The sequence below is a fragment of the Corynebacterium sp. HMSC06G04 genome, assembly GCF_001807365.1.
GTDB lineage: Bacteria > Actinomycetota > Actinomycetes > Mycobacteriales > Mycobacteriaceae > Corynebacterium > Corynebacterium simulans.
In genome coordinates, this window is sequence record NZ_KV788611.1 from 75,584 (window position 1) to 96,881 (window position 21,298).

General features: G+C 60.4%; 17 protein-coding genes and 1 tRNA gene. 4 read left to right on the top strand and 14 right to left on the bottom strand.

Features of this window, described 5'->3' with window-relative positions:
• Positions 1 to 254: 254 nt before the first annotated feature.
• Together HMPREF3158_RS05735 and HMPREF3158_RS05740 are read right to left on the bottom strand one after the other, a co-directional pair.
• A tRNA-Val gene (locus tag HMPREF3158_RS05735) sits at positions 255 to 330 on the bottom strand.
• A 65-nt stretch (positions 331 to 395) separates the two neighbouring features.
• On the bottom strand, positions 396 to 821 hold the full coding sequence (locus HMPREF3158_RS05740; protein ID WP_061923928.1) for a DUF3052 domain-containing protein: 426 nt from the start codon (positions 819 to 821) through the stop codon (positions 396 to 398).
• A gap of 196 nt (positions 822 to 1,017) precedes the next feature.
• On the opposite strand from HMPREF3158_RS05740, the gene aceE reads away from it, so the two are divergent.
• Positions 1,018 to 3,774 carry a pyruvate dehydrogenase (acetyl-transferring), homodimeric type gene (aceE, locus tag HMPREF3158_RS05745; protein ID WP_061923784.1) on the top strand — a complete coding sequence of 919 codons (2,757 nt, stop codon included), beginning with the start codon at positions 1,018 to 1,020 and terminating at the stop codon, positions 3,772 to 3,774.
• Between the two features lie 352 nt (positions 3,775 to 4,126).
• Here the strand turns inward: aceE and HMPREF3158_RS05750 are convergent, their stop codons facing one another.
• On the bottom strand, positions 4,127 to 5,137 hold the full coding sequence (locus HMPREF3158_RS05750; RefSeq protein WP_061923786.1) for an alpha/beta fold hydrolase: 1,011 nt from the start codon (positions 5,135 to 5,137) through the stop codon (positions 4,127 to 4,129).
• 53 nt (positions 5,138 to 5,190) lie between these two features.
• Between HMPREF3158_RS05750 and HMPREF3158_RS05755 the strand changes: the two genes are divergently transcribed.
• Entirely contained in the window at positions 5,191 to 5,490 is a 300-nt protein-coding gene (locus HMPREF3158_RS05755; protein ID WP_061923789.1) for an acyl carrier protein, read from the top strand.
• A 2-nt stretch (positions 5,491 to 5,492) separates the two neighbouring features.
• Positions 5,493 to 6,275 carry an HAD-IIA family hydrolase gene (locus HMPREF3158_RS05760; RefSeq protein ID WP_070497702.1) on the top strand — a complete coding sequence of 261 codons (783 nt, stop codon included), beginning with the start codon at positions 5,493 to 5,495 and terminating at the stop codon, positions 6,273 to 6,275.
• A gap of 16 nt (positions 6,276 to 6,291) precedes the next feature.
• Here HMPREF3158_RS05760 and HMPREF3158_RS05765 read toward each other — a convergent pair whose 3' ends face one another.
• Both HMPREF3158_RS05765 and HMPREF3158_RS05770 read right to left on the bottom strand, forming a co-directional pair.
• Positions 6,292 to 6,690, bottom strand: coding sequence for a hypothetical protein (locus tag HMPREF3158_RS05765; RefSeq protein ID WP_062038085.1), 399 nt, complete (start codon positions 6,688 to 6,690; stop codon positions 6,292 to 6,294).
• A 258-nt stretch (positions 6,691 to 6,948) separates the two neighbouring features.
• Complete coding sequence (locus tag HMPREF3158_RS05770; RefSeq protein WP_070497704.1) at positions 6,949 to 7,752, bottom strand: serine hydrolase domain-containing protein; 804 nt, start codon at positions 7,750 to 7,752, stop codon at positions 6,949 to 6,951.
• A 129-nt stretch (positions 7,753 to 7,881) separates the two neighbouring features.
• Here HMPREF3158_RS05770 and HMPREF3158_RS05775 point away from each other — a divergent pair, with 129 nt between their 5' ends.
• Positions 7,882 to 9,588 (top strand): alkaline phosphatase D family protein, encoded by a 1,707-nt coding sequence (locus tag HMPREF3158_RS05775; protein ID WP_070497705.1) that lies wholly within the window; start codon positions 7,882 to 7,884, stop codon positions 9,586 to 9,588.
• 153 nt (positions 9,589 to 9,741) lie between these two features.
• Here HMPREF3158_RS05775 and HMPREF3158_RS05780 read toward each other — a convergent pair whose 3' ends face one another.
• The 9 genes from HMPREF3158_RS05780 to HMPREF3158_RS05820 all read right to left on the bottom strand — a co-directional run bounded on the left by HMPREF3158_RS05780 (position 9,742) and on the right by HMPREF3158_RS05820 (position 21,175).
• Entirely contained in the window at positions 9,742 to 11,355 is a 1,614-nt protein-coding gene (locus tag HMPREF3158_RS05780) for a mechanosensitive ion channel family protein (RefSeq protein WP_070497707.1), read from the bottom strand.
• 58 nt (positions 11,356 to 11,413) lie between these two features.
• Complete coding sequence (locus tag HMPREF3158_RS05785; RefSeq protein ID WP_070497709.1) at positions 11,414 to 13,000, bottom strand: peptide ABC transporter substrate-binding protein; 1,587 nt, start codon at positions 12,998 to 13,000, stop codon at positions 11,414 to 11,416.
• A gap of 132 nt (positions 13,001 to 13,132) precedes the next feature.
• Positions 13,133 to 14,269 (bottom strand): trimeric intracellular cation channel family protein, encoded by a 1,137-nt coding sequence (locus tag HMPREF3158_RS05790; protein WP_061923808.1) that lies wholly within the window; start codon positions 14,267 to 14,269, stop codon positions 13,133 to 13,135.
• Between the two features lie 171 nt (positions 14,270 to 14,440).
• Entirely contained in the window at positions 14,441 to 15,367 is a 927-nt protein-coding gene (locus tag HMPREF3158_RS05795) for a PRC and DUF2382 domain-containing protein (RefSeq protein ID WP_061923810.1), read from the bottom strand.
• Positions 15,368 to 15,692: 325 nt separating this feature from the next.
• A complete protein-coding gene (locus HMPREF3158_RS05800) occupies positions 15,693 to 17,270 on the bottom strand; it encodes a phospho-sugar mutase (RefSeq protein WP_070497711.1) in 1,578 nt (525 codons plus the stop codon).
• Between the two features lie 27 nt (positions 17,271 to 17,297).
• Positions 17,298 to 17,945 carry a deoxyribose-phosphate aldolase gene (gene deoC, locus HMPREF3158_RS05805; RefSeq protein ID WP_061923817.1) on the bottom strand — a complete coding sequence of 216 codons (648 nt, stop codon included), beginning with the start codon at positions 17,943 to 17,945 and terminating at the stop codon, positions 17,298 to 17,300.
• Between the two features lie 10 nt (positions 17,946 to 17,955).
• The gene (locus tag HMPREF3158_RS05810; RefSeq protein ID WP_070497713.1) at positions 17,956 to 19,365 is read right to left on the bottom strand and encodes an MFS transporter; all 1,410 of its coding nucleotides are present in this window, start codon (positions 19,363 to 19,365) and stop codon (positions 17,956 to 17,958) included.
• A gap of 20 nt (positions 19,366 to 19,385) precedes the next feature.
• Positions 19,386 to 20,135, bottom strand: a complete 750-nt coding sequence (deoD, locus tag HMPREF3158_RS05815; protein WP_070497715.1) for a purine-nucleoside phosphorylase — start codon at positions 20,133 to 20,135, stop codon at positions 19,386 to 19,388.
• Positions 20,136 to 20,239: 104 nt separating this feature from the next.
• A complete protein-coding gene (locus tag HMPREF3158_RS05820) occupies positions 20,240 to 21,175 on the bottom strand; it encodes a sugar-binding transcriptional regulator (RefSeq protein WP_070497717.1) in 936 nt (311 codons plus the stop codon).
• Positions 21,176 to 21,298 lie beyond the last annotated feature (123 nt).

Here is a 21,298-nt window from a genome sequence, read left to right on the forward strand (position 1 = left end):
TCTACTCCCTGCGCGGCGGCATCAACGCATGGCTAGAGCAGAATACCGCGTAGGCAGCCCATATTAAGGAAACTGAAGACAGTCCACGGCGTGTGTACCTCTGTGTGTATTTAGCGTGCCTGAATCACCAGGTTTCTGGCCGCTATTTACATATATCGGTACATGAAACCACGCCTGGCAATGCGAAGGGCGTTTGAAGGAAACAAAAAGTCTCGAGACACCATCCAAAGGAACGATGTCTCGAGACTTCACAATGGTGCGGCCTGAGGGGATCGAACCCCCGACCTACTGGGTGTAAACCAGTTGCTCTTCCAGCTGAGCTAAAGCCGCATTGCGTTAACGCTTGCATAAGATTAGCCCACACAAGCGTTAGCTAACAAATCGCCTGGTAAAAGTTATTTCTTGGTATATCCGCGAGCAACCAAACAAGAACCTTGCCACTCGCCTAGGCGCTCCGCTTTAGTCTGCACCAAGCCTGCGAGCTGAGCGGACTCGGAGATGTCACCCGGCGCGAGGTTGCCCGGCTTGCCTGCCCCTGGGGTCATAAGCCAGATCCGGCCAGAGTCCCCTAGCGGGCGGGTTGCATCGACAAGACCATCGACGAGGTCGCCGTCTTCGGCGCGCCACCAAAGAAGCACGACGTCGCAAAGCTCGTCGGTTTCTTCATCGAGGAAATCCTCTCCAAGGACATCCTCAATAGATTCGGAGATGCTGGAATCGCAATCCTCGTCCCACCCGAGTTCAAGGGCAATCTGCCCCTCGGTGATTCCGAGCTTGCTGGCCGCATCAGCCACTGCTTTATTCCTTCCATTTTCTGGCATGAGCAAGATCATAACGCCTTACACAGTAGTTTTCGCGATTACACAGGAGATTTACTGCACACAGAAGTTTTGCAAAGTTAGCAAATAGCACCTTTCACCGGCCACATATGACTATTAACCCCCTTCACACACACAGATGATCAGGGTACGCGTATCCTGGGATGCAAACTGTGTAAAACCAATCTAGGAGGTTTAAATGGCCGACCAGGACGCCGTAAAGGATGAGTCCAACTTCCCGATCGTCCGCGACGGAGTTGCTTCTTACCTGCACGACAGCGATCCCGAGGAAACCCGCGAGTGGATGGAATCCCTCGACGGCCTGCTGGATCACGCCGATCCAGAACGCGCCCGCTTCCTCATGCTCCGCCTGCTCGAGCGTGCGACCGCCAAGCGCGTTCCGATGCCCGCCCTGACCTCCACTGACTTCGTCAACACCATCCCGACCAACATGGAGCCGGAGTTCCCAGGTGACGAAGAGCTGGAGAAGCGCTACCGCCGCTGGATCCGTTGGAACGCAGCAATCATGGTGCACCGCGCGCAGCGCCCAGGCATCGGCGTCGGCGGCCACATTTCCACCTACGCGGGCGCGGCCCCGCTTTACGAGGTCGGCCTGAACCACTTCTTCAAAGGCAAGGACGATCCTTCCGGCGGTGACCAGATCTTCTTCCAGGGTCACGCTTCCCCGGGCATGTACGCCCGCGCGTTCATGGAAGGCCGCCTCAGCGAAGAAGACCTCGACGGATTCCGCCAGGAAGTTTCCCGCGGCGAAGGCAAGGGTCTGCCTTCCTACCCGCACCCGCGTCTGATGCCTGACTTCTGGGAGTTCCCAACCGTTTCCATGGGCATCGGCCCGATGAACGCTATCTACCAGGCACGCTTTAACAAGTACCTGGAGACCCGCGGCATCAAGGACACCTCCGATCAGCACGTCTGGGCCTTCCTGGGTGACGGTGAGATGGACGAGCCAGAGTCCCGCGGCCTCCTGCAGACCGCCGCGCTCTACGAGCTCGATAACCTCACCTTCGTCATCAACTGCAACCTGCAGCGTCTCGACGGCCCGGTCCGCGGCAATACCCAGATCATCCAGGAGCTAGAGTCCTTCTTCCGCGGCGCTGGCTGGAACGTCATCAAGGTCATCTGGGGCCGCGGTTGGGACAAGCTTCTCGACGCCGATAAAGAAGGCGCCCTGGTCAACATCATGAACACCACCTCGGATGGTGACTACCAGACCTTCAAGGCAAACGACGGCGCGTATGTCCGCGAGCACTTCTTCGGCCGCGACGAGCGCACCCTCAAGCTGGTTGAGGATCTTTCCGATGACGAGGTCTGGGCCCTGCGCCGCGGTGGCCACGACTACCGCAAGATCTACGCTGCTTACGCGAAGGCACTGTCCAACAAGGGCACTGGCAAGCCGACCGTCATCCTGGCCCACACCATTAAGGGCTACGGCCTGGGCCACAACTTCGAGGGCCGCAACGCAACCCACCAGATGAAGAAGCTGACTCTGGAGGATCTGAAGCTCTTCCGCGACAAGCAGGAAATCCCGATCTCCGACGAAGTTCTCGAGCAGGATCCTTACGCACCGCCGTACTACCACCCAGGCGAGGACGCACCGGAAATCAAGTACATGCTGGAGCGTCGTAAAGAACTCGGCGGCTTCTTGCCGGAGCGCCGTGACAAGTTCACCCCGCTGGTCACTCCGGGCATCGAGAAGCTGCGCTCCGTGCGTAAGGGCTCGGGCAAGCAGAACGTTGCTACCACCATGGCGCTTGTGCGTACCTTCAAGGAGCTCATGCGTGATAAGGAGCTGGGCAAGCGCATCGTTCCGATCATCCCGGACGAGGCTCGTACCTTCGGTATGGACTCCTGGTTCCCAACCATGAAGATCTGGAATCCACGCGGCCAGAACTACGTGCCAGTGGACAACGAGCTCATGCTCTCCTACCGCGAGGCTACCGACGGCCAGATCATGCACGAGGGCATTTCCGAGGCAGGCGCTACTGCGTCCTTCACCGCGGCTGCAACCTCGTACGCCACCCATGGTGAGGCCATGATCCCGCTGTACATCTTCTACTCGATGTTCGGTTTCCAGCGCACCGGCGACTCTTTCTGGGCAGCCGGCGACCAGCTGGGCCGCGGCTTCATCATCGGCGCTACCGCAGGCCGCACCACCCTGACCGGTGAGGGTCTGCAGCACATGGATGGTCACTCCCCGGTTCTGGCTTCCACCAACCCGGCTGTTATTTCCTACGACCCAGCATTCGGCTACGAGGTGGCTCACCTGATCCACCGCGGCATCAACCGCATGTACGGCGAAGACTCCGAGGCAGTCATGTACTACCTGACCGTGTACAACGAGCCGGTCTCCCAGCCAGCTGAGCCGGAGGACCTCGACATCGAGGGCCTGCACAAGGGCATCTACCACTACAACACCGCTGAGTCCGGCTCCATCCCGGCCAACATCCTGGCTTCCGGTGTGGGCGTGCACGAGGCGCTGCGCGCACAGGACATCCTGGCCAAGGACTACGACGTCAAGGCTTCCCTGTTCTCTGTCACCTCCTGGGTTGAGCTGGCTCGCGACGGCGCGCGCCGCAACAAGGAGGCGCTGCAGAAGGGCGTCGAGCCGACCGAGGCATTCGCCACCACGCAGCTCAAGGGCTTTGATGGTCCGTTCGTTGGTGTTTCTGACTTCACCACCGACCTGCAGGAGCAGATTCGCCCTTACGTTCCGGGCACCTACATCGCTCTGGGCGCAGACGGCTTCGGCTTCTCCGACACCCGCGAGGGCGCTCGTCGCTTCTTCAACATCGATGCCGAGTCCATCGTCGTGGCAGTCCTCGAGGGCTTGGCACGCGAGGGCAAGGTGGAGCGTTCCGTCGTCGAGGAAGCAGCGAAGAAGCTGAAGCTCGATGACCCGACCGCCACCGAGTCCACCTCCTCTGACGAGGAGTAATAACTCGCTCTAGGACGGTTTAGGCCGCTCCTCGGTTGCCCTCCTAGCAGGGCGCCAAGGGGCGGTCTTCTCGTTTTGCGTTGCGGCCGGGGCACAGAAGGGCGCAGGCTTGTCGTACAACGAACTCGCTGGCCGACCGGCCAACTGGTCCCATTGGTTGGGTCCCCTACTAAGGGTAGTTTTACGAGTAACCGGTTCCGGGCAGAAGCCGCTAGTGGTCCCTTTACCCCACAAACGGACCAAACGAATGGGACCAAACGAATGGGACCAAACCTACGGGGGTTCTGGGAAACAAGCGGAGGCGCGCGGTGGTCGGTAGAGGGCCGGCAAAGGGCCGGCGGCCGCGGCAACGCTAGTCCACCAACGGAACCAAGAGTCGGCCAAGCGCCTCCGAGATGGCCTCGGGCTCCTCGAGGATGACCATGTGGCCTGCGCCGTCCACCTCAGTCAGCCGGGCGGCCGGCCAGTGTTCCAAGATGACGTCCGACTGGCTGCGCGGGGTTACGATGTCGGCTGAACCCACGATGACCTCGCCTCGCAGGCGGGCCAGACGGTCGGCGGCAGCATACTCAGAGTGGTCGAGAAGGTCGTCAAAGAAGCCCGTGTAACTGGACAGCGGCGTGTCCATCAGCATGGCCACGTGGAACTGCAGCTTCTCCATCTGCGGAAAACCCGCCAGCAAAGCAGCAAACAGCGGCGCAACCCACTGCGCGACCTCAAAGCGGATGCGGTCCATCCGCCTCGGCAGCCGCATGCACGCGTTATACAAACTGCCCAGCGCCTTCGACTCGAGAATCTGCGCCACACCCTTCGCCGCAAAGCGGCGCATCGACGTCGCAATTAACAGCGCCGAGTCAACGCGCTGGTACACCTCGTCCGGCGCGCGGCGAATCACATTGAGCGCCACCATTCCGCCCAAAGAGTGCCCCACGACCACGAGCTTGCCACGGGAGGCGCGCTTGGAAAGGACAGCGAGGACGTCGTCAGCCGCGGCGTCCACCGTGCACTGCGCGGGGGTGACTTCGGGGGAAAGGCCGTGGCCGCGGATGTCGACAAGCAGGCAGCGTGCCTCCGGGAAATGCCGGCGCATGTAGTCCACCTGACTGTAGTAGGCCTCCGCGGACAGGCAGTAGCCGTGGATGAACACCACAGTGATGTCCGAGTCCTGCGGGCCGACCTCGTACCACGCGATGTCCAGGCCATCGTTGCGCACGGTGCCCAAGGAATCGATTCCAGTCAGCCCAGGCTCGTCCGTGTGATTGTGCAAGGACTCGTACATGAGGTGCTGTTCGTTGCGACGCGTCGGCCGCAAACGGCGCGCCCAACTGTGCGCAATCGTCTTTGCTCGAGCCCTATAAATCATGACCTTCCCATAATAGCCGCACCTACCTATATGACCCTATTAGACTAGGACGCATGGCAAACGACCTTTCCGCGCAACTGCAAGCTCGCTTCAACCAAGCCCCTGAAAAGGAGGATAAGCGCCAAGACACTTTCGGCGCGGTGGCTGAGCTCATCAAGAAAGTCACTGGCAGCGCGGAGGGCGTAGAGCGTGAGGCCGCCCTCGAGGACTTGGGCGTGGATTCGCTCGAGCGCATCGAGCTGGCTGTGCGCGCCGAGGAACGCTTCAAGGTGCGCTTTGACGAGGCCGCAATGAAAGACATCCACACCGTCGGCCAACTTACCGAATACCTAGATAAGCACATGGAGGTTTAGCTTTGATTTCTTACCTATCCGATATGGACGGCGTCCTCATCAAAGAGGGCGAGATGGTGCCCGGCGCTGATAAGTTCATCCAGGCGCTCTATGACAATGACATCGAGTTCATGGTGCTGACGAATAACTCGATGTCCACTCCGCGAGATTTGTCCGCGCGCCTGCACAACACGGGCCTGAAGATTCCGGCCGAGCGCATCTGGACTTCCGCCACCGCCACCGCAGCATTTTTGACCACCCAGACGGGCGAGGGCAAGGCTTATGTGGTGGGCGAATCCGGCTTGACGACGGCCCTCCATGAAGCAGGTTGGGTACTCACCGACAACGACCCAGACTTCGTGGTCCTGGGCGAAACGCGCACCTACTCCTTCGAGGCTATTACCACCGCCATTAATCTCATCCGCAGCGGCGCGCGCTTTATTGCCACCAACCCTGATGTCACGGGCCCGGCGCCGCAGGGCGTGTTGCCGGCAACGGGTGCGGTCGCGGCACTGATTACCGCGGCAACCAACCGCGAGCCTTATTACGTGGGCAAACCAAACCCGGTCATGATGCGCTCGGCGCTCAATAACATCGGCGCACATTCCGAGAACACGGTCATGATTGGTGACCGCATGGACACCGATGTGAAGTCCGGCTTGGAGGCCGGCCTGCAGACCATCTTGGTGCGCACTGGCATTAGCGACGATCGCGAAATCCAGCGCTATCCATTCCGCCCGAACCAGGTGCTGGATTCGGTGGCAGATTTGGCTGATCGCGTCACTAGCCCCTTCCCCGAGGACTAGTTCTTCGGAGCTAGGGCTAGATTGTAACGTCAACGCGCGCGCTGAATGCGTGCTCGCTTGATAAGAGCTCGACTTCCCTTTCGAGGGCGGCGAGCTCTTTTTGCGTGCCCGTGATGACTTGGCGGCAGCCGATACCCACGCGTGCCGGTACGACGGCGCGCACAAGTTCGGCGTCACCGGGCATGTCCCGGTACCACCGTGTGCACCACTGGGCGGTGAGTGGATCGTCGCCGGGGACGATGAACTCTGACTCAGTGGTGATGCAGCGTGCCATGGCACGCTCTACTGCCGGGCGCAGTTTGCGGGGCATCCCCGCAATGGTGAGCACGGCGGTGTGCACCTGACCGGCATTGCGGTGCGGCCAGGCGCTGGGTGCCGTTGCAGTGGCGACGGCTTCGTGAACGCGAGTATTCACGCCGATTCTCCTTCGACATGTTTAAAGCAGCGCTTCACAGACCTCCCTAAAAAGGGGCGGCCTCCAAGTGCTGCCAGACGAGCTTCGTCTTCCCCAACGAACTGTCTGCGCGTTGGGGCCGATTCTCCCGCGTCACATGAGCCCCATCAACCCTAAACAACCACTTCAACCCCCGTTTGATAAACCTCAACCGAAGGTTGAAAATTCACACGAGAAACATTAGTTAACAAGGGTTTTCGAGAGCCTCACCAGTAACGCCTATCGCGCCCGACACTCCTTCCAAATCGCTGTGTTCGCCTCCGCCCACAAGAGCTTGGCCCAGTCGCCAAAATCGCGATCCGTCAGAGCCACCATGGCCCAATCCCCCGCCAGCCACAGATAGGTTCCAGACATACCGAAGTGGCCTACAGCGCTGGAAGGCAGCGCGCCCATCCACTGCTGTTTCTCGCCGTGAATCTCAAAGCCCAAGCCCCAGGTGCAATCCTTGAAGCTGCCATAGCCCGGCACAATTCCACGCAGGCCAGGAAACTGTACGCGGCGCATCTCGGCCACAGTGCCTGGGTCCAACAGCTGTGGCGAATAGACTTCGGCGGTAAAGGCCGCAAGGTCACTGACCGTGGTCACCAAACCGTGGCCGGCAGAGCCCTCAAGACGCGTCGAGCCCATCCCCAGCGGAGCAAACACGCCCTCGCGCAGATACTCCGGAAAAGGCATTTCCGTAGCCTTTTCCACCACCTCTGCCGCCCACTCGTAGCCGGCCGAGGAGTAGATGCGCCGCTCGCCCACCGGCTTTTGCTGCTCGCGGGAATCAAACTTCACGCCCGAAGCATGCGCCAGCAGGTGCCGCAAAGTCGAGCCTTCTGGCCCGGCGGGCATATCGAGGTCCACCGCGCCTTCCTCCACGGCCATGGCAACGCCATAGGCCACCACCGGTTTGGTCACCGATGCGACGGAGAAGGCCCTGTCCAGCGCGCCCACCGACTCAACGATTTCGCCGCGATGCAGCAGCGCCCCAGCGATATTGTCAGCTGGCCATTCGGAAATCTTGGAGAACTCACTCATGCATTCCAGCGTACCCAGCCCCATCCTTTCGAAAGGCCAGAAAAACGCTACGTAAACCGCAAGTAAAGGCAAAAATAAATCTTTCTCCCCGAGTTGCGCGCTTTCCAAACCGGAGAATATTTGGGGAACATGAATATTTTTCCGCGAAACAACTCTCAGAATGATGCGCCTGCCCGCCGCGGTTTTAACCGCCGCCGCTTCCTCCAAACCAGCAGCGTCGCCTCCGCCGCGGCGCTGACCGCGGGCGGGCTTAGCCCGGCCAACGCGCAGAGCTCACTTCCCGGCAACAAACGCCAGCTCATCGAGCCGCCAAAGGGCGAGCTACCGTTCCTGCACGGCGTGGCCTCCGGCGATCCGATTCCGGATTCCGTCATCCTGTGGACCCGCGTTACCGCCTCCCCTGAGGCAATGCCGGGCTCCGGCGTGGGCCCCGACGTCACGCTCGAGTGGGAGGTGGCGAGAGATGAGGAGATGCGCGACGTCGTCAAGCGTGGCAGCGTGGTAGCCACAGCCGAGCGCGACCATACCGTCAACGTGGACCCGCACGGGCTTAACCCCGAGACCACGTACTTCTTCCGCTTTCGCGTCACCGACGGCGAGCACGCGGGCAAGGCAAGCCCGGTCGGACGCACGAAGACTGCCCCAGCGGCGAATGCTTCCCCGGAACAGCTAACCTTTGGTGTGGGCTCCTGCGCGAACTGGGAGTCGGGCTTTTTCAGTGCTTATACGGACATCGCCAAGCGGGCGCGCGCTGGCCAGCTGGATTACATGATTTTCTTGGGCGATTACATCTACGAATACGGCGTCGGCGAGTACTCGGGCTTTGGACCGGTGCGCCACCATCACCCGGCGCACGAGATTGTTTCGCTGCAGGATTACCGCGTGCGCTTCGGCCGCTACCGCACAGACCCAGAGTTGCAGGCAGCCCACGGCGCACTGCCTTGGATTGTGGTGTGGGATGACCACGAAACAGCCAATGACTCCTGGGCCGGCGGCGCCGAGAACCACGATCCGGCAACCGAGGGCGACTGGAATTCCCGGCGCGCCGGCGCGATGCAGGCCTACTTCGAGTGGATGCCGGTGCGCATGACGAATCCTTCTCAGGATGGCCACATCTACCGTTCACTTACCTTCGGTGATTTGGTGGAGCTGACCATGATGGATCTGCGTACCTACCGCGACAAGGAGCTTTCCTGGGACCCGGCGGGCTTTGCCAAGGAGGACCGCACGATGCTGGGCTCCGAGCAATATGAATGGCTGCTCGGCAAGCTGGAAACCTCGCAGACCGCGTGGAATATGCTGGGCAATTCCGTGATGTTTTCCCCGCTGAACCTGATTACGCTGCAGCAGCATCCGCAGACCGAAAAGGTATCTTCGGCGCTTTCTTCCAACATCACGGGCATCCCCGTCAACGGTGATCAGTGGGATGGCTACAGCGCTGAGCGACGCCGCGTCATCGAGGCACTGGCCGCCAAGGGCTCCCAGGCGCTCTTCGTCACCGGCGATATCCACACCGAGTGGGCACACAACATCACCCACCAAGGCAACATCATCGGCGCGGAGCTGGTGTGCGCTTCGGTTACGGCACCGAACATCAACGAGCAGTTGAAGCTTCCGCAAAATAACGCGCTTTCCGACGCCGCCGAGCACATCCTGCGCAGCGCCAACCCACACTGCAAGCACGTGGACCTGGATAACCACGGTTATTCCTTCGTCACCGTGCGTCGCGAGGAAGCGGAGATGCATTGGTTGCGCGTGGATGACATCTTGACTCCCGGCTCGCCAGTTCGCGATAGCCTCACGATGACGTGGCGCAAGGGGCAGGGCTTCAAATAGGGGCTTTAAATAAGGAATTTACCCCCGGTTACCCCCAATCTGGTTGCTTGTTAACATTTCCCTGCGCGTTTCGATATCCATTACGCGGCGCGCGGGCGCCGTTGGGAATCTCCCCCTATTCCCCTTCACTTATTGCCCTATCCTCCCTATCGCTCAAGCGCCGTCGCTTCTCCCAGCGGCGGCGCTTTCTTCTGCCGCAGTGGGCTCCGCGCTAGGCACCGCGCTCTGCGTTGCGGTTTCAGCAGGTACGGTGGTGGCGGCGTCGGAGTCAGCGCCCGAGGAGCCCGAGCGCGAGTCCGCCCGAGAGCCGTCCTCACTAGAGCCATCCTCACTGGAGCCGTAATCGGCAGAGCTTTCCGCGCTTGTGGTTGGCTCCGCGGCCTCGGTCGGGGTGGTGGGCCCCGCGGCAGGCGGGGTCTCCGCCGAGGAGGCGGCCTCCTCCCCCGGCGCGACTGGGGCGGGCGCTTCCGAGGTAGCTGCGTCGCGCTGTGACCAGTAGGCAGGGTTTAGCCAACCGGTGCCGGCGTCCTCCGGATTCCAGGAGGCAAAGATGAGCAGTCCGGTAATCGCAAGTGCCGCCAGCAGCGTGGTGGTAGAAGAACGAACGCGCCCACCGGCAGTCCACACGTACTGGAACTTGCTGCTTGGGGTATCCGCACGCCAGATGCCGGTGGCCGGCTTTTCTTCCTTTTCCACATCCGCACTCGCGGGCTTGCCGGGGCCATGGTCCTTGGCTTTGGCAACTTCCTCCAGGGCGGTGTCATCATTGTCTGCGTTGTGGGCGCTAGCGCGCGCTGCGACGCCATCTGTGCTTGCCGACGCCGCCACTGCCGCGCCCAGCCCCTTTTCCGCCGCGGTTTCAGGGGTGCGCTCGATACCGGGCTTTTCCACGGAGCTGGAAGGACCTGCAGGAAATACGCCGGTCGCGTTGCTGGGTAGGTTGTAGTGATCCCAAAACGCCGAGAGCAGCGCGGAGCGGATTGCGCGCTCAACCGCCCACTGCCGCGAAGGGTTGACCTGCACGAGCACGCGGTATTTAACCTGCCAAGGCTGACCCGCAACAGTTGGTTCCACGATGCCGGTGGCAGAAAGGATCTCGAGCTCGCCGGCGACGTCGCCAGCAATGGCCGGATCCTTGATGGCCTGCTGGGAAATCGTACGCACCTGGGAAGTGATTTCCTCAAGGGTCTCGCCCTCGTGGAGCGGCACCGAAAGGTCCACTACAGCGCGGGACCAATCCTGCGAGAAGTTGGTGATAACGCCCGCCGAGCCATTGGGAACCATGACCACCTCGCCCGTGGGCGTACGTACCTTCGTGGTGCGCAGGGTCAGCGCCACCACGGTTCCTTCCACGCCCGTTGTGCCCTCAAAGCTCACGTAGTCACCGACGCCGAATTGCTTTTCCGAAAGGATGAAAAAGCCCGCGAGGAAGTCCCCGATTATCTTCTGTGCACCAAAACCAAGGGCGGCAGAAACCACCGTCGCCGGGATTGCCGCGCCCAGCGCCGGCACGCCCACGTTCGAGAGTGCGGCCAGCACGAGCAAGAAATATGCCACCGCCTGCAATACGTAGACCAAAGCTCCGCCCAAGGCCAGGCGCGCCTTCGTGGACTCTTCGCCTTCCTCGAGCCGCGATTCCAGGACGCGGATGGCCAGCCGACCCAGCCGCGGCACCAACATGCCCAGCAGCAACAACGCGACAAGCGGCAGGACATGGTCGATTCCGACCTGCCACATCCGATAAAAGAAGTAGCCAACGAGGTTCATATTTTTAGATTAGCCAGGATTCCGCAACGACAACCGGCTAAAAGCTAAAAATGCGCTGTTAGCCTTTGTCGCGAGTCAGCTCAAAGTAAAACGGCTTTCCCTTCCAGCTGAAATGTGGACGCGCGATATCGGTGTCATAGCCGCCAACCACGTTGGATTCCCACAGCGGCAGCGCCGGCAGGTCATGCAAAAGGATGGACTGCGCTGCAAGCAGTTTTTGCTCTTGGACCTTTTTATCGAGTTCGGAATTGGCTTCCTTGAGCAGCCTGTCGAATTCCGGGTTATTAAAGCCGGACTCGTTGAGCAACGAGCTAGATGCGAAGACCGGCTCCAGAAAGTTGACCTCCGAGGGGTACGCAGCCTGCCAGCTGGAACGGAAGGAACCGCGCATCTGACGGTCCGTTACGGCTTGCCGGTACTTCTTAAAGGTCGAGAAAGCACGGCCATAAGCCTCGATACCAAGTGTCTCTGAAACCTGTTTAGTTACCGCATCGACCCATTCCGCATGCCCGCCATCCGCGTTATATCCCAGAAGAAATGGCCCCGTCCACGGCGAGATGGCATCAGCCTTTGCCCACAGTTCGCGTGCCTTTTCTGGGTTATAAACCAGCACTTCCTGACCCGGAATCATCCCCATCTCAGGGCAATATTTTTGGGTGGCAAAACATGTAACCGGAGTGACAGTATCGTCCAAGACTTCGTGCGCGATGCGGGTGCGATCGAAGGACATGGAGATGGCGCGGCGTCGCAAAGCGCCGGCCTCTCCGCGGAACATCGGGTCATTGGCCGGGATGGTGATGAAGCTGAACATGGCGGAAGTCTCGTTGAAGCTTCGCCCGTCCAGTTCCTCCTCAAAGCGGTGGATATGCGTGATCGGCACATCCGTGACCAAGTCCAGCTCGCCGCGCTGCAGGGCAGCATAGGATTCCTCTTCGGTCTCATAAAAGCGAAACTCCAGCCCCTCGTTACGGGACTTTCGCGGGCCGACATATTCCGCGTTTGGGATAAGGTTGATCTTTTCATCCCTATCCCAGCGCGCCAGGCGGTACGGACCGTTGCCGATGGGGTTCATGCCATATGCGTCATAGCCCTTCTCGGCTGAAGGATGCATGGGGAAAAAGACCGAATGGCCCAGGCGTTTCACGAAGTTCGCGGTAGGCTCGGCCAGCTCAATGTGGAAGGTTCTATCGCCTGTTACCTTAAGACCACGCATGGTGGGCTCGCCCTCCCCAAATCCCAGAATCGGCTTGAAGAAGTAGGAGGAAAGCATGTTGTTTTGAACAGCTGCGTTCCAGGAATCCACGAAGTCACGCGCACGAACTGAAGAGCCGTCGGAGAACTTCGCATCCTCACGCAAGACGACGTCGTATTCAGTAGGCGAGGTCTGGGTAATCTTCTGAGCAACGTCATATTCCACCTCACCTTCCTCGTTGAGGTAGACCAAGCCGGAGTAGATGAGATTAACGATGGTCGCGGCCGGCACATCGTTGATATCCGCTGGCAGCAGCGGGTTCTGCGGCTCCGCGCCGTCAGTGGTGATGAAGTCAACGCCCGAGATATCCGGGGTCTGGTCTGGGGGAACACACGCCGATAATGCCAATACCAGGGTGGCGGCTGCGCTAACGCTTAATACGCGCTTTAACATGACGTTTTCCCCCTTTCCACTTATATAAGGAATCGCCTCGGAAAGTCCTGAATGATTCCACCGCATAAGCTTATATGATTGCCCAGCTTAAGCAGAAGAAAAGGTGAGTTTTTACACTTAAGTATCCACTTTTTAATTCTGCTTCTTATAGCGCTGGACTAAGTGCTCCACCAACTCATCGGTCAGCTTTTCATCCGAGAGCACGATGTCTAGGTTCTCACGCTGCTCCTTGAGCATTTCTGGATCGAGCAGCGGTTCATCCTCGTCATAGTCCTCATAGGAATCGCCGCTTAAGTCCACGCCGATTTCCTGCAGGATGCCCTTGGATTCTTGGCTTAGAGCTTCCTCATTCTTCGCGGCAGAATCGGAGTCGGTGGCTGGGATGGCCTCGCCGTGGAGCTGCTCCATGGTGTCGGTGAAGGACTCAAGCAGCTCGGTGGCATCGCTGGTGGCGGCCGCACGGAGGCGACCATTTTGCACTTGCTTTTCGATGCGGCGCTGCAGGGCTTTTTCCATCTGTTGGTGCCGCCAGCTGCGCACCTTGGTGGGCTCTAGGCGACGCCCCACTGCCCGGCCTTTGTTCTCGGCCTTACGCGCGAGCAGCATGACCTGCGCCGCAGTATCGTTCAGCGGCGCCCATTCCTGGCGGGCAGGAATGCGCCAGCCGGCCCAGATGCCGAACAAGGTCAGGATGAAGGAAACGACCGGCCCCACCAGCATGCCAGTGGCCAGGTGGTCGAAGGAATCGGCCACGAGCACCACTGCGGCACAGGCCACCGCGGGGATCACCGTGGGCTGATTATCGCCGAAGACGGCTGGCTCGCGGCCCATACTGATGTCACGGATCATGGAACCGCCCGTTGCAGTAAACACGCCCATCATCACGCATGGGATAAGCGGCAGGCCATAGGTCAGCGCCTTCACGGTACCGGTGGCTGCCCACAGCGCGGAGACTATGGCATCCCCGTGAGATTGAATATAGTCCCAGGTTCTGCCTTTGAAGTAGAAGAATCGTGCAATCAGCGCGCCGGCGAAAGCAAGGTAGAGGTATTCCGGCTGCGACATGGCAGCGACAGTGCCGCGGTTGATGAGGACGTCACGGATCATGCCGCCGCCCAAGGCTGAGAACATCGCGATAAAGAAAAAGCCCACAATGTCATAGCCGCGCTGGCGAGCAAGCGTGCCACCGATGATCCCCATCAATAACACGCCGCTGACGTCGGACCAGTAGTACAGCGCCTCAATCAGCGGATCCACCTCAACATTCATGATTCCAGTCTATGGGCAGAGGCGCCCTACGGCAGGGAAGTTCCTAGTCTTTTCCGAACGCGGGAGGAAGCGAGAAAGACATAAAGACAAATAGGCCGCCGGCAATACTGCCAGCGGCCTATTTAGGAGGTGTCTGTACTAGGTACTAGCTACCTAGTACTATCCAAGTTTTTACTTGGTGGTCTTGCCGTCTACACCCTCGGTCTCGATGCGCTCCTTGCGCAGATCCTCGGAGACGCGCTCGGTGTCGGTAACTTGCTTCTTGTTCAGCTCAACCTTCTCAACCGGAACGGTGTCCTTCTCAACGCGGACGCGCTCCTCGTGGAGGGTGACGGATGCTTCGTCATCGGTCAGGTTATTCTTGCCGCGCAAGGAAGCAGCCTCTTCCTCGGAGATTGGGGTGCGCTCGACGCGAACCTCTTCGCGGGTAACCGGAACCTCAACGTTCTCGGTCTCGGTTACGACATACTTGCGCAGGCGAACCTCACCGGTCTCGACGCGCTCCTTGTTAACGTCCAGCTGCTCCTCGGAACGAACCAGGGAATCGCGGCCATCAACGTCAGCGTGGGTGTGGCCAGCGTTCTTGGTGTGGTCTGCAGCCTCGGTGCCAGCAACGTGGTCCTTGTGAGCGTGCTCCTTGTGCTCTGCACCAGCAGCGTGCTCTGCACCAGCAGCAGCGCCAACGCCTGCACCTGCACCAGCGCCAGCAGCCAGGCCAGCCTTGTTCTTATCGGAAACGTCGTGGCGGCCACCGGTGTAGGCCTGCTCGTCCTTCATGGTGTCAACGCCGTAGTGGCGGAAGATTTCGTTCTGGTCGTTTGCGCTAAGAGCCTTGTCGGTGTCAACGCTTGGAGCATCCTTGATGCGCTCCTTGTCGAATGCGAGGATGAGGTCGTCTTCGCCAGCGAACTTGTGGCCGCGCATCGGAACGATGGACTCGCTCATACCAAACAGACCGTGGCTAACCTCAACGAAGGTTGGCTGACCGGAGTTGTCATCAACGAATACTTCCTTGACGGAACCCAGCTTGTCGCCGTTTACGTCGTATGCGGTCTTGTTGAACAGGTCCTTGATATCGCGTGCATTCTGGTTAGTCATAATTTCCTCTTCCTTTAAAAATGGGCAACTATCAGGCCGTTTGGAAAAACTAAGCGTTTGTGCTAGCTCTCTTTACGGCGCCGAAACCCACAGTACGGAAGTCGCGAGATTCCGCCACCTCAATGTGTGAACATCGCCTGTCATAAACCTGTGAAATGTCTTCATTTAGGCGTTAAAAGCCAGCTTATAGGGTTAGATAACGGTTAGGTCACAACCCATAAATTTCTTAAAATTAATGGCACCAGACGCGAAAGGGGGCGTAACGCGCTCAGCGTTACGCCCCATCTCCTTCCAGGCATCACGGCCTAGGGCAAAGAACTTGCAGCTACATGTCGAAGAAGACCCGCAGATCCTCTGCAATGGCATCCAGGCGGGCCGGATCCGGGGACTCCAGGTAGCACTTGAGCTTCGGCTCGGTGCCAGACGGGCGCACGATGACGCGGTCATCGTCCACGGTGTAGAGCTTCATGCCTTGGGCAAACTTCTCTGCCTTTGCAATCTCCGAGCCCGCCAGTTGAGTCGGTGGGGTCGAGGTGATCTTTTCCATGCCGCGGGTAATCAGCGAAAGGTCTTCCACACGGAAGGTCAGCGGAGCGGTGGCCAGGCGGCCCACGGTGGAGTAAATCTCCGCGAGGCGGTCCTGCAGGGTGATGCCTGCGTCCTTGCACTCCGAGGCCAGGCTGGCCAGAACCACCGAGGTGGCAACGCCGTCTTTGTCGCGCACGGCCTGCGGGTCGGGGCAGAAGCCGATGGCTTCCTCGTAACCAAAGCTCAAGTCATGCGTGCGGGCAATCCACTTGAAACCGGTGAGCGTTTCCGCATGCGGCAGGCCGTAGTGCGCGGCAATGCGGCCCAGCAGACGCGAGGAAACCAGCGAGTTTGCAAACGTTCCGCCCACGCCCCGGCGCGCCAGGTAGTCACCCAGCAGGGCGCCGGTTTCGTCGCCGGTGAGCTGACGCCAGACGACGCCGCCTTGCGCACCGTGCGTCGGAATGGCGGCCGCACAACGGTCAGCATCCGGATCGTATGCGATGAGGATGTCTGCGCCGATCTTTTCCGCGTGCGCCTTGCCCAGGTCCAGAGCGCCGGGCTCTTCCGGGTTGGGAAAGGAAACGGTTGGGAAATCCGGGTCCGGCTCGGCCTGTTCCGGCACGAGGGAAACCTCGAAGCCGACCTTCTCGAGCAGCGCGGTGCCCAGCTTTGCGCCCACGCCGTGCATGGCAGTCAGCGCAATCTTGGCGCTGGTGGACTCCCCCACCAGCTTGGCGGCGCGCTCGAGGTATTGCGCGCGGGTATCGACTTCCTCGATGTTGTCTGTGGAACGCGGGACTTCGTTGGCAAACGGCGCCGCAGCAATCGCCGCTGAGATCTCTGCGTCCGCCGGGGAGACAAGCTGCACGCCGTTGGCGTCACCGGTGGCCACGCGGCCGCCCAGGTAAACCTTGTAGCCGTTATCGGCTGGAGGGTTGTGGGAGGCGGTGACCATGATGCCGGCGTCGGCGCCGAGCTCGCGCACGCTATAGGCGGTCAACGGCGTGGGGTTCTGCTTGGGCAGCACCAGGGCACGGCCACCGGCAGCGGAGATAACCTCCGCAGCATCCTGGTAGAAATCGGCCGAGCCGTAGCGGGCATCGCAGCCGATGACCACGACTGGGTTTTCAACCTGCTGTTTTAGCCACGAAACCAAACCATAGGTGGTGCGGATGACCACGGCACGGTTCATGCGGGACTCGCCTGCCCCAACGGCGGCGCGCAGTCCGGCGGTGCCGAAGGCCAGCGGGCCGGCGAAGGCGCCGGACAGCGCGGCTTCGTCGCCAGCTTCAATCCAGCCCAAGACCTCGTCACGGGTTAACGGGTCTGGGTCGTGTTCGGCCCACGTGCGAGCGTATTCAACAAGTGACATTGTTTCCTCGATTCAGCTTCTAAGCCACTAGTTTTCTAGGTCCGCCAGCACCGCGGCGGAGGAAGACAGGCCGAGGCGGGTGGCGCCGGCGTCGATCATCGCCTGCGCGTCCGCGCCAGTACGGATGCCGCCGGAGGCCTTCACGCCGAGACGGCCGCCCACGGTATCTGCCATGAGCTTTACTGCGTGAACGCTGGCGCCGCCGGCTGGGTGGAAGCCGGTGGAGGTCTTGACGAAGTCAGCGCTGGCAGCCTCGGCGGCGCGGCAGGCGGCGACAATCGCGTCGTCGGAAAGCGCGGCGGACTCGATGATGACCTTCAAGACCTTGCCCTGGCAGGCGCTGCGCACGGTGCGGATCTCTTCCTCGAGTGCGTCGAAGCGGCCCTCAATGGCCAGCGCGATGTTGATGACCATGTCGATTTCTTCGGCGCCATTGTCCACGGCAAGGCCTGCCTCGGCGGCCTTGATCTCCGGCTTGACCGCGCCGGAGGGAAAGCCCACCACGGTTGCCACGTGTAGACCCTCGGGAACCTCGACCGGCAGCTGGGACGGGGAAATGCACACCGAGTAGGTGCCCAGGCGCTGGGCTTCCTCGATGAGTGCGGCGACGTCCTGCGCGGTGGCTTCCGGCTTGAGCAGGGTGTGGTCGATCATGGATGCGACGTTGGATGACATTTCTTCTCCTTTAAGCGAGTGTTTCGGAAGCGTCTACAGATTTCGCGCGAGAAACATCTCGCGCCTTGCGGGCCATGATGCGGTCGGCCACGACGTAGAGGACGGCGCCACATGCGCCAACGGCGGTCAGCACGCCGAGGGCGAGGTTGAAGCCATCGCTTACGTCAATGAGCTTTGCGGTGTACGCGATGCCGAGCGGGATGGCGATGTTGATGGTCAGGTTGTAGAAGCCGATGGCAATGCCGGACTTCGCGGCCGGGATGTTTTGCAGCGCAGTGTTGACCAGCGGTGCATACATCAGCGCGAAGCCAGAAGCGAAGGTCACGATGGTCACGGCCAGCACGGCGACGTGCTCCTGCACGAAGAGAGCGGCTACGGCCAGGGAGCCGACGATCATGACAATTGCGGTGTAGATAGTCTGGCGGGAGTTCAGGACTTTGCCGATCTTGCCGGAGAAGACACCGACCAAGATGGCGCAGATGTAGCCCGGAATCATCAGCAGGCTGGCGCGGTCAATGCTCATGCCGTGCAGCTCGTTGGCCGCAAATGGCAACAGGAAGATGTAGCCCAGCTGCGTGGAGTAGATGAAGAACACCAGGGTGATTGCCCACACGTAGCGGCCGTTGGTGAAGAATCCCGGGCGCACCACGGGCGCCTTAGCGGAGCGGATGTGCAGCGTAAATCCAATCACTGCCACGACGGCCAGGAGGAGCCACTTCCAGTTGAACGCCTGCATGAACATGGTCAGCGCGGTGGCGAAAAGTCCCACCAGGATAAGGCCGAGCACGTCCAGGTTTGACTCCACTGCTTCGTCCTCGGGCACCATCTTGTGGATGGCCGGGATGCACAGCACGAGGATGAGCGGCACGAGGAACATCGCGGTCCACGAGATGTAGGTGGAGATAAAGCCGGAGGTCAGCGCGCCAATCAGCAGGCCAGCTTGGAAGGCGGCGGTGGAAAAGCCGAGGTAGGTCTTTTGGTCTGCTTCAGATAGGTGCTTGGTCACGTAGATGACGTACAGGGTTTCCGCGGCGGCCAGGCCGGTGGTCTGGATTAGGCGGGCGGCCAGCACGATGGGCCAAGAGCCTGAGCCCACGAAACCAATAATCGAGCCGACGGCCACGAGGAGCACACCGGTGATCATGAGCTTGCGGATGGACACGGAGTCCGCCAGCGCCGCGTAGACGACGGCGCCGATGCCGATGATGACGCCGGCAAGGGATGCCTGCAGCGAGGCGGTGTTGTCATCAATGCCCAAGCCTTGCGCAATCGGCATGGTCATGGTCTTAAAACCATTATCCACCACGAGGGAAAAGACGAAGCAGAATAGCAGCACCGGTACGGCTGCCTTAGGGTTGAGGGCTGCATCGACGCCGCGCTTTACGACGCCCGATGGCTTAGCGTTTGTAGCTTTTGACATGGCTTTTTAAGCCATCCTTCCTAGTCCAGGCCTGCCAGTGGCAGCGCGAGCTTCATCATGGTGTGGAATGCGGTCTGGCGCTCCTCAGCCGAAAGGTGGGTATCGGCAGCAATGTTGTCAGAGACGGTGAACAGGCCGAGGGCGTTCACGCCTGCCTCGGCAGCGGTGGCATAAAGCGCAGCGGATTCCATCTCGACGCCGAGCACGCCCATGTGTGCCCAGCGGTCATTGACGGCCTGGTCGAAGTTGTAGAAGACATCGGAGCTCAAGACATTGCCGACGTGGATGTGGGCATCCTGCTTTTCTGCCTCATCGACGAGTGCCTTGAGCAGCTTCCACGAAGCCGTCGGAGAGTACTGGCCCGGCAGGTTGTACTGGCTCAGGAAGTTGGAGTCGGTGGAAGCGGCGGAGGCGACGATGACGTCGTGCAGGTCGATGTCCTCCTGCAGCGCGCCGATGGAGCCGACGCGGATGAGGTTCTTCACGCCGTAGTTGTGGATGAGCTCCCAGGAGTAGATGCCGATGGAAGGCATGCCCATGCCGGTGCCCATGACGGAGACGCGGTGGCCCTGGTAGGTGCCGGTGAATCCGAGAATGTTGCGGACTTCGTTGAACTGGACGACGTCCTCTAGGAAGGTATCGGCGATGAACTTTGCACGCAGTGGGTCACCTGGCAGCAGGATGGTCTCTGCGATTTCCGCGCCCTTGGGGTTGATGTGCGGGGTGGCGATTTCGGTGGAAAATTCGTTTGCGTGTGCGGCTTCAGACACGGTGAACTCCTATCGGAAGGATAATGACTTTCAGGCATTACCCTACTCCAGCCAGCACAAATGTCAATGACGCTATTTACATTTGTTCACCTTTATGATACGGCTCACTCCCCTGTCAGAACGCGCTGCGCCGTGTTGTGATCGATGACCAAATGCGTGGCCAATCCTTGCTCGAGTACTACCCGGATGGCGCCGGCCTTTTCCGGCCCGCCGGCAACGAGGACGCGTGCCGGCCGCGCCGCCAGGGCGTCGAAAGTAATGCTCACCGTTCGCGCGTCCACCTCGGGCACGGCCACGCGGCCTTCAGTGTCAAAGAAGCGGGAGCAGACATCCCCCACCGCGCGCTCCAAGATAAGCTGCGTTTCTTCTTCGCTGAGATAGCCCAGGTTCAGCGCCAAAGACTCGCGCGCGGCCGCGCCCACCGTGAACACCGCGACGTCGACATGAGAGCCCATCTCCACGATGTGGGCAATGTGGCGATCTTTTTCCACCCATTGCTTCGTCTCGGCCGAATCGAAAATGACAGGCAGCGGCAGCATAAAGGTCTCCGCATTAAACGCGCGCGCAAAGCCCTGGAGGGTGGCGAAGTCCTTGGTGGAGCGCTGCGTGTGCGAGTGCCCGCCCTTTAGCTGCACCACCTTTACCCCCTCGAGAGGCAGCTGGCGCAGGTGCTCCGCCACGGCGGACATGGTCTGGCCCCAGGACACGCCGACGCTGGAGCCGTCGTGGACGAGCTCTTCGAGCAGCGCGGCGCCAGCTGCGCCTAGGTCCTGCATGAGGTTGCCGCCGCGTGGGGTGGTGACCACGCGGGCGTCGGCAAGCGCGAAGTGCTCCTTTAGCTCACGCACCATCTCATCGGAGCGTTCGCGAGGATCGTTGATGCTGATGACCACGAAGCCCTGGTCGTGCGCATGCTGCAAAAGCTTGGAGACGGTAGGGCGCGAAATACCCAGACACTGCGCTACCTCCGCTTGGGATAGGTGCGAGTTGTAGTACAGCTTGGCCACATCGAGGGCCTGACTATCGCGCGCATCAATCATGATTCCATTCAAGCACGCCCGCCCGGAAACGTAATGCTAACGGTGTACACCCCTATACGGGCCTGTACAAACGGATTAAATTCATTTCCCCATTGTTAGTTAGCAAAATTAATCCAATAATAA